General features: G+C 64.8%; 11 protein-coding genes. 10 read left to right on the top strand and 1 reads right to left on the bottom strand.

Annotation, left to right across the window (positions count from 1 at the left end; all coding sequences use genetic code 11):
* Positions 1 to 9: 9 nt before the first annotated feature.
* From HDG32_RS05400 to phaZ, 4 genes are all read left to right on the top strand, one after another.
* A complete protein-coding gene (locus tag HDG32_RS05400; RefSeq protein ID WP_184064068.1) occupies positions 10 to 474 on the top strand; it encodes a MaoC family dehydratase in 465 nt (154 codons plus the stop codon).
* Positions 475 to 521: 47 nt separating this feature from the next.
* Positions 522 to 2,228: an alpha/beta fold hydrolase gene (locus tag HDG32_RS05395; protein ID WP_184064065.1), complete on the top strand. Its 1,707-nt coding sequence runs from the start codon at positions 522 to 524 to the stop codon at positions 2,226 to 2,228.
* A gap of 66 nt (positions 2,229 to 2,294) precedes the next feature.
* Positions 2,295 to 2,618 carry a phasin family protein gene (locus HDG32_RS05390; protein ID WP_184064061.1) on the top strand — a complete coding sequence of 108 codons (324 nt, stop codon included), beginning with the start codon at positions 2,295 to 2,297 and terminating at the stop codon, positions 2,616 to 2,618.
* A 71-nt stretch (positions 2,619 to 2,689) separates the two neighbouring features.
* Positions 2,690 to 3,523 carry a poly(3-hydroxyalkanoate) depolymerase gene (phaZ, locus tag HDG32_RS05385; RefSeq protein ID WP_184064058.1) on the top strand — a complete coding sequence of 278 codons (834 nt, stop codon included), beginning with the start codon at positions 2,690 to 2,692 and terminating at the stop codon, positions 3,521 to 3,523.
* A gap of 159 nt (positions 3,524 to 3,682) precedes the next feature.
* Here the strand turns inward: phaZ and HDG32_RS05380 are convergent, their stop codons facing one another.
* Positions 3,683 to 6,334 (bottom strand): LuxR C-terminal-related transcriptional regulator, encoded by a 2,652-nt coding sequence (locus tag HDG32_RS05380; RefSeq protein WP_260335789.1) that lies wholly within the window; start codon positions 6,332 to 6,334, stop codon positions 3,683 to 3,685.
* Between the two features lie 328 nt (positions 6,335 to 6,662).
* Between HDG32_RS05380 and HDG32_RS05375 the strand changes: the two genes are divergently transcribed.
* The 6 genes from HDG32_RS05375 to HDG32_RS05350 all read left to right on the top strand — a co-directional run bounded on the left by HDG32_RS05375 (position 6,663) and on the right by HDG32_RS05350 (position 13,916).
* Positions 6,663 to 7,919, top strand: a complete 1,257-nt coding sequence (locus HDG32_RS05375; protein ID WP_184064052.1) for an acyl-CoA dehydrogenase family protein — start codon at positions 6,663 to 6,665, stop codon at positions 7,917 to 7,919.
* 55 nt (positions 7,920 to 7,974) lie between these two features.
* On the top strand, positions 7,975 to 9,090 hold the full coding sequence (locus HDG32_RS05370) for a trans-acting enoyl reductase family protein (RefSeq protein WP_184064049.1): 1,116 nt from the start codon (positions 7,975 to 7,977) through the stop codon (positions 9,088 to 9,090).
* Positions 9,091 to 9,154: 64 nt separating this feature from the next.
* A complete protein-coding gene (locus HDG32_RS05365; protein WP_184064046.1) occupies positions 9,155 to 10,396 on the top strand; it encodes a thiolase family protein in 1,242 nt (413 codons plus the stop codon).
* Positions 10,397 to 10,450: 54 nt separating this feature from the next.
* On the top strand, positions 10,451 to 12,067 hold the full coding sequence (locus HDG32_RS05360) for an AMP-binding protein (RefSeq protein ID WP_184064043.1): 1,617 nt from the start codon (positions 10,451 to 10,453) through the stop codon (positions 12,065 to 12,067).
* Between the two features lie 136 nt (positions 12,068 to 12,203).
* On the top strand, positions 12,204 to 12,953 hold the full coding sequence (locus HDG32_RS05355; protein ID WP_184064040.1) for an electron transfer flavoprotein subunit beta/FixA family protein: 750 nt from the start codon (positions 12,204 to 12,206) through the stop codon (positions 12,951 to 12,953).
* Between the two features lie 15 nt (positions 12,954 to 12,968).
* Positions 12,969 to 13,916, top strand: coding sequence for an electron transfer flavoprotein subunit alpha/FixB family protein (locus HDG32_RS05350; protein ID WP_184064037.1), 948 nt, complete (start codon positions 12,969 to 12,971; stop codon positions 13,914 to 13,916).
* Positions 13,917 to 13,929: the final 13 nt, after the last annotated feature.

Here is a 13,929-nt window from a genome sequence, read left to right as displayed (position 1 = left end):
GCAGACACGATGAGCATCAAGGAATACAGCATTGCAAAAATTGACGACTTCGTTGGCCGCGAGCTGGGCCTGTCGGACTGGGTTGTCGTTGATCAGGCGCGCATCGACGCATTTGCGGCGTGCACGGGGGACCGGCAGTGGATTCACGTGGACGTGGAGCGCGCGAAGCGCGAGAGCCCGTTCGGCGGCACGATCGCGCACGGCTATCTGACGCTCTCGCTGCTGGCGGCGCTCGCGATCGAGATCGGTCTCATCCCCGAGGATGCGTCGGCCGGTCTCAACTACGGGCTGGACAAGGTGCGCTTCATGACGCCGGTGAAGGCCGGCGCGCGGGTGCGCAACCGCGTGACCCTCGTATCCGTGGAGAAGAAGGGCAGCGCACGGATCATCGTCAAGACGATGAACGAGTTGCAGATCGAGGGCGAGGACAAGCCGGCCCTGATTGCCGAGTCGCTGGCGATGCTGGTGGCTTGACCCTTACCCGTTGACAAAGCTGAATGCGTTGTTTGAGGAGCATCAAGATGGCAGCAACAACTGACAAACCGTCGCGAATCGACCAGACGGACGATCTCTCGGCGTCCGCCACCGAAGGCATGCTGGGCCCCAACCCGTTTGTCGGGCTGCGTCCACGCGACTTTCTGGCGACCGCGCAACAGATCGGCACCCAGGCGCTGCGGCAACCCGCGCTGCTCATGGAGCAGGAAGCGGCGCTCGTGCGCGAGCTGATCGCCGCGCTGTATGGCAGTGCGGAAGTTACGCCGCCGCCGGGCGACAAGCGTTTTGCCGACCCCGCGTGGCGCGACAATTCGTTCTACCGCCTCACGCTGCAGAGCTATCTTGCATGGCGCAACGCGATGACCGGATTCGTCGAGCGTTCCGCGCTGGACCCGAAGAGCAAGGAGCGCGCGCAGTTCGTGATGTCGCTGGTCACGGACGCACTGTCGCCGACGAACACGCTGCTCGGCAATCCCGCGGCGGTGAAGAAGCTTGTCGATTCCGGCGGCGCGAGCTTCATTGGCGGCGCGAAGAACCTCGTGACGGACATGCTGCAGAACCAGGGCATGCCCGCGCAGGTCGACAGGAGCGCGTTCGAGGTGGGCAAGAATCTCGGCACGTCGCCGGGCGCGGTGGTGTTTCGCAACGAGGTGCTCGAGCTGATCCAGTATGCGCCGGCGACCGCGAAGGTCTATAGCCGCCCGCAATTGATCGTGCCGCCGCAGATCAACAAGTTCTATGTGTTCGATTTGTCCGAAGGCAAGAGCATCGTCGACCATCTGGTGAAGAGCGAGTTCCAGGTGTTTGCGGTGAGCTGGCGCAACCCCACCGCGGCACAGAGCCACTGGGATCTCGACACTTATGTCAGCGCGCTTATCGACGCGATCGCGGCGGTGCGCGATATCACCGGCAGCGACGATGTGAACCTGCACGGCGCGTGCTCCGGCGCGATGACGATTTCGGCGCTGCTCGGCCACCTCGCGAGCCGCGGTGAAAAGACCGTCAACGCCGCGACGCTGATGGTCGCCGTGCTGGACAGCTCGGCCGACTCGCAGCTCGGTCTCTTCGCGACGCCCGAAGCCATCGCGGCGGCGAAGCAGAACAGCATATCGAAGGGCGTGCTCGCCGGCGAGGAGATGGGACGCGTGTTCGCATGGCTTCGGCCCAACGATCTGGTGTGGAATTACTGGGTTAACAACTATCTGCTGGGCAAGGCGCCGCCCGCGTTCGACATCCTCTACTGGAATAACGACGCGACCCGGCTGCCCGCGCGGCTGCATGGCCAGTTGCTCGACATCTTCGCGGGCAACCTGTTCAGCAAGCCTGGCGCGCTGACGGTGCTCGGCACGCCGATCGACCTTGCCGGCGTCACGTGCGACAAGTACGTGGTGGCCGGTATGACGGATCACATCACGCCGTGGAAAGGCGTGTACAACACGGCGCGTACCTTCGGCGGCGACACGCGGTTCGTGCTGAGTTCGAGCGGGCACATTCAGAGCCTGGTCAACCCGCCCGGCAATCCGAAGGCGAAGTTCTTCCTCAATCCCGAACTGCCGGCGAATGCCGAAACATGGCTGGCCGGCGCACAGGCCGAAAAGGATTCGTGGTGGAAAAACTGGGCGGACTGGCTGCGCGAGCGTTCCGGCGAAAGTCGTGCGGCACCGACGGCGCTCGGCAGCGAGCGGCATCCGGCGGGCATCAAGGCGCCCGGGACCTACGTAATGGAAGCTTGACACACACCCTGATTGGCCGGGTTATGGCCATTATTTTCCAGATGCAATTTTGTGGAGATTCGAATCATGGATTCAACCAACCCGAATAGTATTTTCGCTGAGTACACCAAGGTCTTCGGACAGTTCAAATTGCCTGGCGTCGACGTCGGGAAGATCCTCGAGTCGCGTCGCAAGGATATCGAGGCGCTCGCCGAAGCCAACACGGCCGCGTTCGTGGGCGTGCAGTCACTCGCCCGGAAGCAGGCGGAAATCATGCGCGCGATGTTCACCGAACTCCAGTCGTTCGGCGCGCGGCTCGCCGCATCGACAAGCCAGCCCGCGAACGCCGGCGAAGTGGTTCAACAGGCCTTGCACAAGGAGTTGAAAACGCTCCTGCAACCGAAGAAGTAACTCGGTATGGTGATATGGCATGCCGAACCCCCGATGAAGTGTTCCGCCAAAAGGTCGTCCGGATGACAGAGATGCAACTCACCCCTGAGTCTTTCTGCGGTATGCAGGTCCAGATGGTCGATCTGGACGGCCAGGTCCTGCGTGTCGCGACGTGCAAGGGCAGCGACGCTTCGCCGCCGCTCCTCATTTTCAACGGCATCGGCGCCAACCTTGAACTGGTGGAGCCGTTCGTCGCCGCGTTGGAGGATGTGAGCGTCATCATCTTCGACATCCCCGGTGTGGGCGGCTCGCCCGCGCCCCTCGTGCCGTACCGCTTCTCGACGCTGTCGGTGCTGACCGACAGGCTGCTGTCGCGGCTCGGCTACGACGGGCCTGTCGATGTGCTCGGCGTATCGTGGGGCGGCGCGCTCGCGCAGCAATTCGCGCGTCTCTATCCGGTGCGCTGCCGCAGGCTGATTCTCGCGGCGACCTCGCCGGGCGTCATCATGGTGCCGGCGAAGCTTTCGGTGTTGACGAAGCTGATCGGGCCACGCCGCTATACCGATCCGGACTACCTCCAGCAGGTGGGCGCGGAAATCTATGGCGGCGCGTACCGGCGGGATCCGTCGCTGCTGAAGGAACATGGCCGCCACATCCAGGCGCCGCGCGGCCGCGGCTACCTCTACCAGTTGCTGGCTGCTTCGGGCTGGAGCAGCCTGCCCTGGCTTGGCGCGTTGCGCCAGACCACGCTCGTGATGCACGGCAACGACGACCCGATCGTACCGCTTGCCAACGCGAAGATTCTTGCGGCTCGCATCCGCCACGCGAGCCTTCATGTCATCGACGACGGCCACCTGTTTCTCATCACGCGCGCGAACGACGTCGCGCCGGTGGTGCGCCAGTTCCTGCGGCGGGAGGCGAGTTGAGCTTTCTCGCGAACGGCGGAGAAGGTCCGCGGCGCGCTGCGGCCGATGCGCCGGCGTATCGGAAAGCCCTGCGTTTGAAGCAGATGCGGCGGAGCGCGACATGTCTGCTCGTGGTCATGATCGCGCTGCTCTTTGCGTGCGTGGTTTCAGCCGTCAGGGCTAGCCGCTCCCGACGAGCCCCAGCGCCTGCGCGCGCGCAACCGCCTGTGCGCGTTTGTCGACCGACAGCTTCACGAAGATACTCTTCACGTGCGACTTGACGGTTTCCGGCGCAATGCCGAGGGTGCGCGCGATTTCCTTGTTCGACTGCCCCTCTGCGATCAGGCCGACGATATTGCGTTCCCGTGCGCTCAGAGACGCCCGCTCGGTGTCGAGTTCGGGTTTCCTGTCCCGCTGGTACAGTGCGCGCCAGCCGTCGAGCAAATGATCGATATAGCGCAGCATGTCCTGCGACTGCGCGCTCGGGTGCGTGTCGTCGCGAACAGCCTGCAGCAGCGAGCCGATTTCCGGACACAGGTCAATGATCGACTGGTAGATACCGGCTGCCGCGGCGTCCTTCAGGACTTCGCGAAAGATTTCGACGGCGCGGGCCCGTTCGTTCGCACTCAGCCAGACAAGCGCAAGCACGGTTCGTAGCCGCAGCGCGAGATAGTCGGCATGCCGTGCATTGGCGCCCTGCAGCGCGACGGTCAGTGCCTCGACAGCGTCTTGCGGTCGCTTCCCGGCCATCGCGACATAAGCCGCGCCGAGTGCGTGATAGGTCTGCGTCTCTGACGAGACGGTGCCCGAAGGGGCGGAGCCGGCGGCCGCGAACTGCTTCAGTTGCGCGACACATCCCGCGGCTTGCGCCGTTCTTCCTTCCACCAGATAGAGCCGCGTGCGCTCGACGAGGGCGGCCGCGACCAGCCGGTCCCAGCGGCGCGCGTGTCCCAGCGCCTGTCCCTGATCGAGCAACGCGTAGGCTTGCGCGGTATTGGACCGCGCGGCTGCGATCCGGACGAGCAACCGGTAGGCGATCAACGTGCTGTCGAGCAGCAGGACAGCCAGCTCGATCACCGGCATAAGATCGGCAAGCAATGCTTCGGCCTCGTCGAGCCGGCCCTGCTCGTATCTGATCTGCGCGATCATCGGCGCGCACAACGCGGTGGAGATGGATTGCGGACCGGCATGAAGCTCGGCCAGTTGCAGCGCCTCCATGAAATACCGCTCCGCCAACCCGAAGTGCATCTGCTGCATCTCCGCATGGCCGAGCAGGCAGAGCCGGTAGGCCGAAGCGAACACATTACGCTGGTCTTCTTCGAGCGAATAGGGGATCCACGGCGTCGCATGGAGCGCGTCGAGGTTGCCCGCTTTCCAGTGCCCGAAGCGCACGACGTTGGACGCGACATTCGTGGTCCAGAGGTCGTTCGACGGCCGCTCGAGGCACGGCTGTGCGATCGCGAGCGCCCGTTGCGGATCGTCCTGCAGCGCCGCTACGACCGCGCGGATCACCTGGCATTCCCAGCGGATGTTGCCGGGGTCGGCGTTCGCGTCGGCGTCGCGCTCGACCGCGTCCAGCATCGCGAGCGCCTCGTCGGAACGTATCGCGAGCGCCATGCCCCACGCGATCGCAAGCGTGACCTTGACCTGTCCGCGCATGAGATGTGCCGGAAACCGCCGTTGCCAGCCGAGCAGCGTGAGCAGATCGCCTTTCTTGACGAGCGCCATCGCGCAGTGGCCCATCAACGAGATCGCCTCGTCGGTCGCGCCCGCGGCGATCGCGTGCCTGACGGCGTCGGTCCACTGTTCCTGCTCCGCATACCACTGGCACGCGCGGCGATGCAGGTCCGCCACCTCATCGCGATACTGCGTTTCCAGCCGCTGGCGCAAGTACTCGCCCATCAGGTGGTGGTAGCGGAAGCAGTGTCCCTCCAGATCCATCGGCTCCAGCAGCAACTGGCGCGCGGCGATCGTCTCCAGCATCGCCTGGCCGGATTCGGCGCCGGTCAGCGCTTCGCACAACGACGCGGTTAGCCGCTCGAGTATCGCTGTGCGCAGCATGAACTCGACCATCCTGGGCGGCAGGCGTTCGAGTATGTCCTGGAGGTAGGCCGCAAACGGCCGGGACGCGCCGGATGGCACAGCCGGTTCCCAGCCGAGTTTGGCTTCCTCCCGCAATAGCACCGACGCCGAAATGCGCAACGCCGCGGCCCACCCTTCGGTGTTCGCGAACAGCGACTTGACGCCCGTGGCGCGCAGCTTGCCCGGGCATGCGTGTTCGACAAAGCTGCACGTTTCGTCGAAGTTAAAACGCAGCGCCGACGCGTCGATTTCCATCAGATCGTTTTGCGCCCTCAGCCTCGCGAGCGGCAGCGCGGGGTCCGTGCGCGTACACACCACCACGTGCACATTGGATGGCGCGTTCGCGATGAAGAACGACATCGCTTCGTGAATCGCGGGAAGGCTGATCAGGTGATAGTCGTCGAGGAAGAGATAGACATCGTCGTCGACGTCGACGAGCTCGTTGATCAGCGTCGATACGACGGCGTGCGCGGGAACCAGCGACGCCTCTGTCGTGAGGCCGATTGCCGAAGCGCCGACATTGCAGCAGGCGTTGTGCAGCGCCCGCGCCACATGATGGAAGAAGCGCGCCGGTTCGTCGTCCTCGCTGTCGAGCGCGAGCCATGCGATCTGCGCGCCGCTCGCCCGCAGCCGGCTGAGCCAGGTGAGCGCGAGCGACGTCTTGCCATAGCCGGCGGGTGCCTTGATGACTGTCAGCCGACTGTTTTCGGTCTGCTCGGCAAGACTGACGAGCCGGGGCCGATCAATCAATCCCGCGGGCAGGCGCGGCGGAAAAACCTTCGTGGCAAGAAAGGGAGGCGGCCTCTTGAGGGGCGCTGCTTCAGGTACGTGCATCGGCTGCTCCGGGTGTTCGGATTGACGCTGGCTGCATCGCCCATTCCTGCTCCCGCGCCCCCTGTAAGGGGGATATGGCTCGGCGCGGCGCTGGGACATCATGGATTCCATAGAGGAGATCGAAGTTGAGCCAGCCGGACCTCGGTGTGCGCCGGCCGATCATGCCCGGATGGTTTGCCGGGCAACACGGAAGCCAGTGCGCTGCTCACGAAATGATACGCCCAACCACCTCGAAGGAGGAGACATGTCAGCCACATCCAGTCACATTGCAGTGCACAAACTCGGACCGCTCGGTGCGGAGCCCGAATTGTCGGAGATGGGTCAGATGGTCCAGCAGACGGTCCATCGCTATGCGAAAGAAGTGTTGCGCCCGACAGGCGTCAAGCTCGATCGCATGACGCCTGAACAGGTGATTGCGCAGGGTTCGCCGTATTGGGACGCACGCGCAAAATTCGTCGAGCTGGGATTCGGTGTCGACGGGCTGCTCGAGCTCGAACCCGCCGAACGGGCGAAGACGATGTGCATTCTGTTCGAGGAACTCGGTTGGGGTGATTCGGGACTGGCGATTACGTATGGCGCGGGTCTTCTTCCCGCGTTGATGTCAGCCATGTTCAACAACCCGTTTTGCCGCGCGTTGACGCCGGACGAGAAGCTCGGCTGCTGGGCGATCACGGAGCCCGATCACGGCTCCGACATGCTCGACGCAAACGGCATGATCTTCCATTCGCAGGGCACGTACGGCCGGCCCAACTGCGTCGCGACACTGCGCGGCGACGAAGTGATCATCAATGGGCAGAAGTCCGCATGGGTGTCCAACGGTATCTCCGCGGACGTGTGCATTCTCTACTGCGCGGCGGACAGCGGCTTCGGCGTCGACACGAAGCGCGGCGTGGTGGTCATCGTGCCGCTGGATGCCAAAGGCGTGTCGCGCGGCAAGCCGCTCGACAAGATCGGTCAGCGCGCGCTCAATCAGGGCGAACTGTTTTTCGAGAACGTCACGCTCTCGAAGGACCACCTTCTCGCCGGTCCCGATCAGTATCTCGACGCGGTCTACGCGATCCACTCGCTCGCCAACGCGGTGATGGCGACGGTATTTACCGGCACCGCCCGCGCCGCGTTCGAGCTTGCGCTCGCCTACGCGCACGAACGCAAGCAGGGTGGCCTGCCGATCATCCGGCATCAGTCGGTCGCGTCGCGGCTCTTTCACATGTTCCGCAAAGTGGAGGCGTCCCGCGCACTCGCGCATCGCGTCGTCCACTACAACTTCACCGCGCCGCAGCCATCGCTGCATGCGGCGATGACGGCAAAGATCACCGCGACCCAGACTGCATTCGAAGTCGCCAACGATGCGCTGCAGATCTTCTGCGGCAACGGACTCACGCGCGAGTACCCGATCGAAAAGATCTGGCGCGATGCCCGTGCGTCGCTGATCGAGGACGGCTGCAACGAAATTCTTGCGATCAAGGGCGGCTACTACCTGATCGATCCGGAACTGCTCTGAACGGCGGCGGACGACTGCACAACTGAATGGATGACTAAAGGACGGAGACAAGGAAATGGCAACGGCTTACGAAGTGGTGCTCTACGGAGCAAGCGGCTACACGGGCAAGCTCACGGCATGGAAGCTCGCCGAACGCGGGATCCCGTTCATTGCCGCGGGTCGTAACAAGGAGCGGCTGGCGGAGGAAATGGCGAAGGTGCCCGAGCTTGCCGGACACGACTATCAGTGTGTGGCGCTCGAGCATGAAACCGGCGCGCTCACCGAGCTGTTCAAGGGCAAGAAGGCGGTGATCAACATCGTCGGGCCGTTCATGCAGCTTGGCCGTCCTGTCGTCGAGGCGAGCCTTGCGGCCGGCTGCCACTACTTCGACACGACCGGCGAAACCGACTGGATGTCGCTGCTCAAGCGCACCTACGGACCATCCTTCGCCGCGAAGGATCTCGCGCTGTGTCCGGCCAACTCGTACATGTGGACGGAAGGCAATCTCGCCGCGGAGATCGCGCTTCAGACGCCGGGCATCGACACGCTCGACATGCTCTATCTCGGCGATTCGGAGGTGAGCGTCGCATCGACGATGTCGTTCCTGCGGATGTGCACGCAGCCGCAGTTCTATCTGCGCAACAACGAACTGGTGCAGTGGCCGTGGGCGACGTCGTACCAGGTGCGCGTGCCGGGCGAGCACGTACTGCTGAATGCATTGCCCTGGAGCGGCGGCGGCGAGCCGATCTGGTACGAAGACGATCCGCGCGTGCGCAACTGCCAGACGCTCGTGTCGTTCAGGAATCAGGAGCGCTTCAACGGCGTGGTCGGCCTCCTGAAGAAGTTCGAGCAAGAGTGCCGGCAGCTCGATGCGGCGAGGCAGGAAGAAGTCACCAACGAGTGGGGCAAGGCCGTGACGCAGGTCGAACCTGCGCGCGAGAACCCGGATGTCAACCGCTGCACGTTGTCATGCCAGGGGCGCGGCAATACGAACTCCGTCAGCGTGGTGCTGCGCGGCAACTCCCCTTATGCGCAAACCGGCGTGCTCGGCGCGGAAGCGGTACGCCGCGTACTGCGCGGGCAGCTGCATGCGACCGGCTTCGTTTCGCCCTCGCAAGCGTTCGGCGCGCGCAACCTCGTTGCCGCCCTGGCCGAAGAAGGCTATCTGGCCTACGAAGTGAAGCACGTCTGACCGCGAACCGGACCGTCTGCGTCGCGCACGCGTGGCGCGGACATTTCACCGATGGAGAGTAGAGATGGCCAACGAAGTGTATATCGCGGGTGTCGGAATGACGCCCTTCGGCAAGCATCTGGACACGAGCGTCAAAGCGCTGACGCGCGCTGCGGTGGAAGGCGCGCTCGCCGACGCCGGCTGCGACCGCGCGCAATTGCAGGGTGCGTTTTTCGGCAATTCCACACAGGGGCACATGGAGGGCCAGCACATGATCCGCGGCCAGCTTGCGCTGCGCGCAATGGGCGTGGACAGGATTGCCGTGATCAACGTCGAGAACGCCTGTGCGAGCGCAAGCACGGCGTTCCATCTCGCGGTGAACTACGTGAGGGTCGGGGCTGCCGACATTGTGCTTGCGGTGGGTGCGGAGAAGATGTTCTCGACCGACAAGGCGCGCACGTTCAGCGCGTTCGACGGCGCGTGGGACGTGCACGACACGGAGAACGGCACGCGCCGGCTGCTCGAGATGGGCAGCGGTGTCGAGCCGCCTGCCGCAAGCGTATCGCCGAAGCCCTATAGCGTGTTCATGGATATCTACGCCTCGATGGGCCGCATGCATATGCGCGAGTTCGGCACGACGCAGCGCCAGTTCGCCGCGGTGTCCGCGAAGAACCACGGGCACTCGGTTCACAATCCGCTCGCCCAGTACCGCCAGGCGTATTCGATCGACGAGATTCTCAGTGCGCCGCCGATCACCTATCCGCTGACGCTGCCGATGTGCTCGCCCGTGAGCGATGGCGCGGCTGCCGCGATCGTGTGCAGCGCCGCCGGCCTCGAACTGCTCAACGGATCTCGCTCGCGAGCGATTCGCGTGCTGGCGTCCGTGCTGCAGACCGGCAGCGACAGGCCGGCCACCGCGCTCGACCGGCATCTGGTCCGGCTCGGTTCGCAGAGCGCGTATGAGCAGGCCGGCGTCGGCCCGCAGGATGTGTCGGTCGCCGAAGTGCACGATGCGACGGCGATCGGCGAAATCATCCAGTCCGAAGTGCTCGGGCTATGCGAGCCCGGCTTGGGCGGCGTCGCGGCGGAACGCGGAGACACCACGATCGGCGGACGGATTCCGATCAATCCGTCCGGCGGCCTCGAATCGAAGGGGCATCCGATCGGCGCGACAGGACTGGGCCAGCTCTACGAACTCGTGATGCAGCTACGCGGCGAAGCGGGCGCACGCCAGGTGGAAGGCGCGCGCATCGCGATCGCGGAGAACGGCGGCGGGTTGTGCGGCGTGGAAGAGGCCGTTGCCAGCATCACGATTCTCGGACGTTGAGGCGCAGCCGTGAGAACCGCGAACCGAACCGCATCTGCAAGGAGATGAAGCGTCATGAGCACCCGACCCGATACCACACTGGCGGCGCTGATCGCCAACCGCGTCGAGACGATGCCCGATCTCGACGTGCTGACTGTCGAAGGCGGCGGCGTGCGGCCTGATGAAGTACGCACCTACCGGCAGCTTTGGGAGAACGGTCAGCGCCTTGCCCAGGTGCTGATCGATCAGGGCATGCGTCCCGGCGAGCACTTCGCGCTCCTGATGGCCAATCACGCGGAGTTCGTCGACGCGATGGTCGCGGCCTCGATCTCGGGCACGGTGTTCGTGCCGATCGATCCGCGCGCGAAGGGCGACAAGCTCGCGTACATGCTCGAGAACGCCAGGTGCAAGGGCGTGATCGCCGCCGACTACGCGCTCGGCAATCTGATGGCCGTCAAGGATTCGCGCGCGCGGTTGCAGTGGGTGATCGGGCTCGAAACCGACGAGGGAGCGAAGCCGCTTGCCGATTTCACGGGCGTGGCGTCGTACCGCGCGCTGCTGCCGGCGCATGTTCCCGAACTAGCCATCGACACCGGCAGCCCCGAGTCCGCGATGCAGCTGATCTTCACGTCCGGCACCACCGGCGACCCGAAGGGCATCGTGATGACGCATCAGCGTTATTGCGGGACGTCGGCGGCGGTATCGGCGCTGTTCGGCTACGCGCCCGACGACCGGCCTTACTCGGGATTGTCGCTGACGCACGCGAACGCGCAGATCGTGACGCTCGGCGCGTCGCTGATGGCGGGCATGCGCGCGGTGCTGTCACGCCGCTTCACGAAGTCGCGCCTGTGGGACATCGCACGCAAATACCGGTGCACCTCGTTCACGTTGCTGGGCGGCATGACCACGGCGATCTACAGCGAGCCGAACAAGCCCGACGATGCGGATAACCCCGTGCGCTTCGTGATTTCGGCGGGCATGCCGGCGGCCATCTGGAATGCGTTCGAGACGCGCTTCGGCGTGCGGATCGTCGAGTTCTACGGCGCGGCGGAAGGCGGGATCACCGTGAAGCCGCTCGGGACCGGTCCGGTCGGCAGCATCGGCAAGCCGGTACCGATCCTGACACACCGCATCGTCGACGACGACGGCAACGACTGTGCCCCCGGCGTGCCCGGCGAACTGCTGTTCCGGCCGGCGGACGGCTCGCCGTTCAAGGTCGAGTACTTCGGCAATCCGGAAGCCTCAGCGAAGAAGTGCAAGGACGGTTGGCTGTACATGGGCGACGTTGTGCGCGAGGACGAGAACGGCTGGCTCTTCTTCGAGTACCGCAAAGGCGGCGGCATTCGCCACAACGGCGAGTTTATCGATCCGGCGCCGATCGAGAGGGTGATTGCCGAGTCGGGCGCGGCCGAGGACGTCTACGTCTATGGCGTGAAAGCCGCGTCCGGCGCGCCCGGCGAGAAGGATGTCGTCGCTGCCGTCGTGCCCAGGCACGCGGCCGGCTTCGACCCGCAGCAAGTGTTCCGCGCCTGCCGCGCGAAGCTCGAAGCGAGCTCCCTCATCACGTGGCTGCAGGTGGTGCCGGAAATCCCGAAGACCGCGTCGGAAAAACCGCTTGAGCGCTTTCTCGTCGAGATGTTCGAAGCGCGGCGCGACAACGTGTTCACCGAGGAGGGGGGCAAGCCTCGGTGACCTGATCGACCTTCCCGCATGCGCTGCCGCAAGCGAGCAGGCCGCGCGTGCTCCAGACGAACGATGCGACATCCGGGCCCGCCTGCTTACAGGGCCGGCCGGGTGGAGCGCTTTTTTTCGAAAAACGGAGTAGGCAATGAAAGTACTTGTTCCTGTCAAACGCGTCGTCGACGCGAATGTGAGGGTCCGCGTGAAGGCCGACGGCAGCGCCGTCGACATCGCCAACGTGAAGCTGTCGATGAACCCTTTCGACGAAATCGGCGTGGAAGAGGCCGTGCGCCTGAAGGAGGCCGGCGCGGCGTCCGAGGTGGTCGTCGCGTCGTGCGGCGTGCAGGGCTGCCAGGAAACGCTGCGCACCGCGATGGCGGCGGGCGCGGACCGCGGCATCCTCGTCGAGACCGACGCCGAGCTGCAACCGCTGGCGGTCGCGAAGCTGCTGAAGGCGCTGGTGGACAAGGAGCAGCCGCAGCTCGTGATCCTCGGCAAGCAGGCGATCGACGACGACGCGAACCAGGTCGGCCAGATGCTCGCGGCGCTGCTCGGCTGGCCGCAGGCGACGTTCGCGTCGAAAGTGACCGTCGAAGCGGGGAAGGCCACGGTGACGCGCGAGATCGACGGCGGCCTTGAGACGATCGAGGTCGATTTGCCGGCGGTGATCACCGCCGATCTGCGGCTCAACACGCCGCGCTACGCGACGCTGCCCAACATCATGAAGGCGAAGAAGAAGCCGCTCGATGTCGTGACGCCGGACACGCTCGGCGTCGACATCGCACCGAGGCTGACGACGCTGAAGCTCGCGGAGCCGCAGAAACGCGAGGCGGGCATTCGCGTGGCCGACGCCGCGGAGTTGCTGGACAAACTGAAAAACGTTGCGCAAGTCATCTGACCGGAGGAAAGCAAAATGCCCGTACTCGTTATTGCAGAGCACGACAACGAGGCGCTGAAGAGTGCGACTCTGAACGCCGTCACCGCCGCGGCCCGTCTTGGCGACGATATTCATGTCCTCGTGGCCGGATCGCAATGCGCGAAAGTTGCTGAACAGGCGGCGCGCATCGCCGGCGTGACCCGCGTGCGCATTGCCGATGCCGCGCATTACGGCCATTCGCTGGCCGAGAATCTTGCCGCGCTCATCGTCACGGTGGCCGAGGAGTACAGCCATGTGCTCGCGCCCGCCACCACGACCGCGAAGAACGCGATGCCGCGTGTCGCCGCGCTGCTCGATGTGGCACAAGTCTCTGACATCGTCGCGGTCGAGTCCGCCGATACGTTCGTGCGCCCCATCTACGCGGGCAACGTGCTCGCGACGGTGCGCAGCGCGGACCGTATCAAGGTCGTCACCGTGCGAACGACAGCGTTCGCCGCGGCGCCGGCCGAAGGCGGCGCGGCGACGATCGAACCGCTCGCGCCCGCCTCTGATGTCTCCGGCTCACGCTTCCTGAGCCAGCAGTTGACGCGCTCGGAGCGCCCTGAACTGACATCTGCGCAGCGCGTGATCTCCGGCGGCCGCGGCATGGGCTCCGGCGAAAACTTCGCGCTGCTGGAGGACATCGCCAACAAGCTCGGCGCGGCGGTCGGCGCATCGCGGGCAGCGGTGGATGCCGGGTTCGTCCCCAACGACTATCAGGTGGGTCAGACGGGCAAGATCATCGCGCCGCAGCTTTACATCGCGGTGGGCATCTCCGGCGCGATCCAGCATCTGGCCGGCATGAAGGACTCGAAGGTGATTGTCGCCATCAACAAGGACGAGGAGGCGCCGATTTTCCAGGTCGCCGATTACTGGATCGTCGGCGATCTCTTCAAGGTGTTGCCGGAGTTATCCGGTGAACTGGACAAACTGCAACAGCGTTGATACCGGAGCACAT

Origin of the sequence: Paraburkholderia sp. CI2 (genome assembly GCF_014201055.1) — a bacterium.
GTDB lineage: Bacteria > Pseudomonadota > Gammaproteobacteria > Burkholderiales > Burkholderiaceae > Paraburkholderia > Paraburkholderia tuberum.
Note: the sequence above shows the minus strand (reverse complement) of the source record. Positions and strands in the feature narration are given on the sequence as shown.

Bases quoted from the DNA above. Each gene is read 5' to 3' on its own strand.
- HDG32_RS05400 (WP_184064068.1), top strand. From the start codon at position 10: ATGAGCATCAAGGAATACAGCATTGCAAAAATTGACGACTTCGTTGGC.
- HDG32_RS05395 (WP_184064065.1), top strand. From the start codon at position 522: ATGGCAGCAACAACTGACAAACCGTCGCGAATCGACCAGACGGACGAT.
- HDG32_RS05390 (WP_184064061.1), top strand. From the start codon at position 2,295: ATGGATTCAACCAACCCGAATAGTATTTTCGCTGAGTACACCAAGGTC.
- phaZ (WP_184064058.1), top strand. From the start codon at position 2,690: ATGCAACTCACCCCTGAGTCTTTCTGCGGTATGCAGGTCCAGATGGTC.
- HDG32_RS05375 (WP_184064052.1), top strand. From the start codon at position 6,663: ATGTCAGCCACATCCAGTCACATTGCAGTGCACAAACTCGGACCGCTC.
- HDG32_RS05370 (WP_184064049.1), top strand. From the start codon at position 7,975: ATGGCAACGGCTTACGAAGTGGTGCTCTACGGAGCAAGCGGCTACACG.
- HDG32_RS05365 (WP_184064046.1), top strand. From the start codon at position 9,155: ATGGCCAACGAAGTGTATATCGCGGGTGTCGGAATGACGCCCTTCGGC.
- HDG32_RS05360 (WP_184064043.1), top strand. From the start codon at position 10,451: ATGAGCACCCGACCCGATACCACACTGGCGGCGCTGATCGCCAACCGC.
- HDG32_RS05355 (WP_184064040.1), top strand. From the start codon at position 12,204: ATGAAAGTACTTGTTCCTGTCAAACGCGTCGTCGACGCGAATGTGAGG.
- HDG32_RS05350 (WP_184064037.1), top strand. From the start codon at position 12,969: ATGCCCGTACTCGTTATTGCAGAGCACGACAACGAGGCGCTGAAGAGT.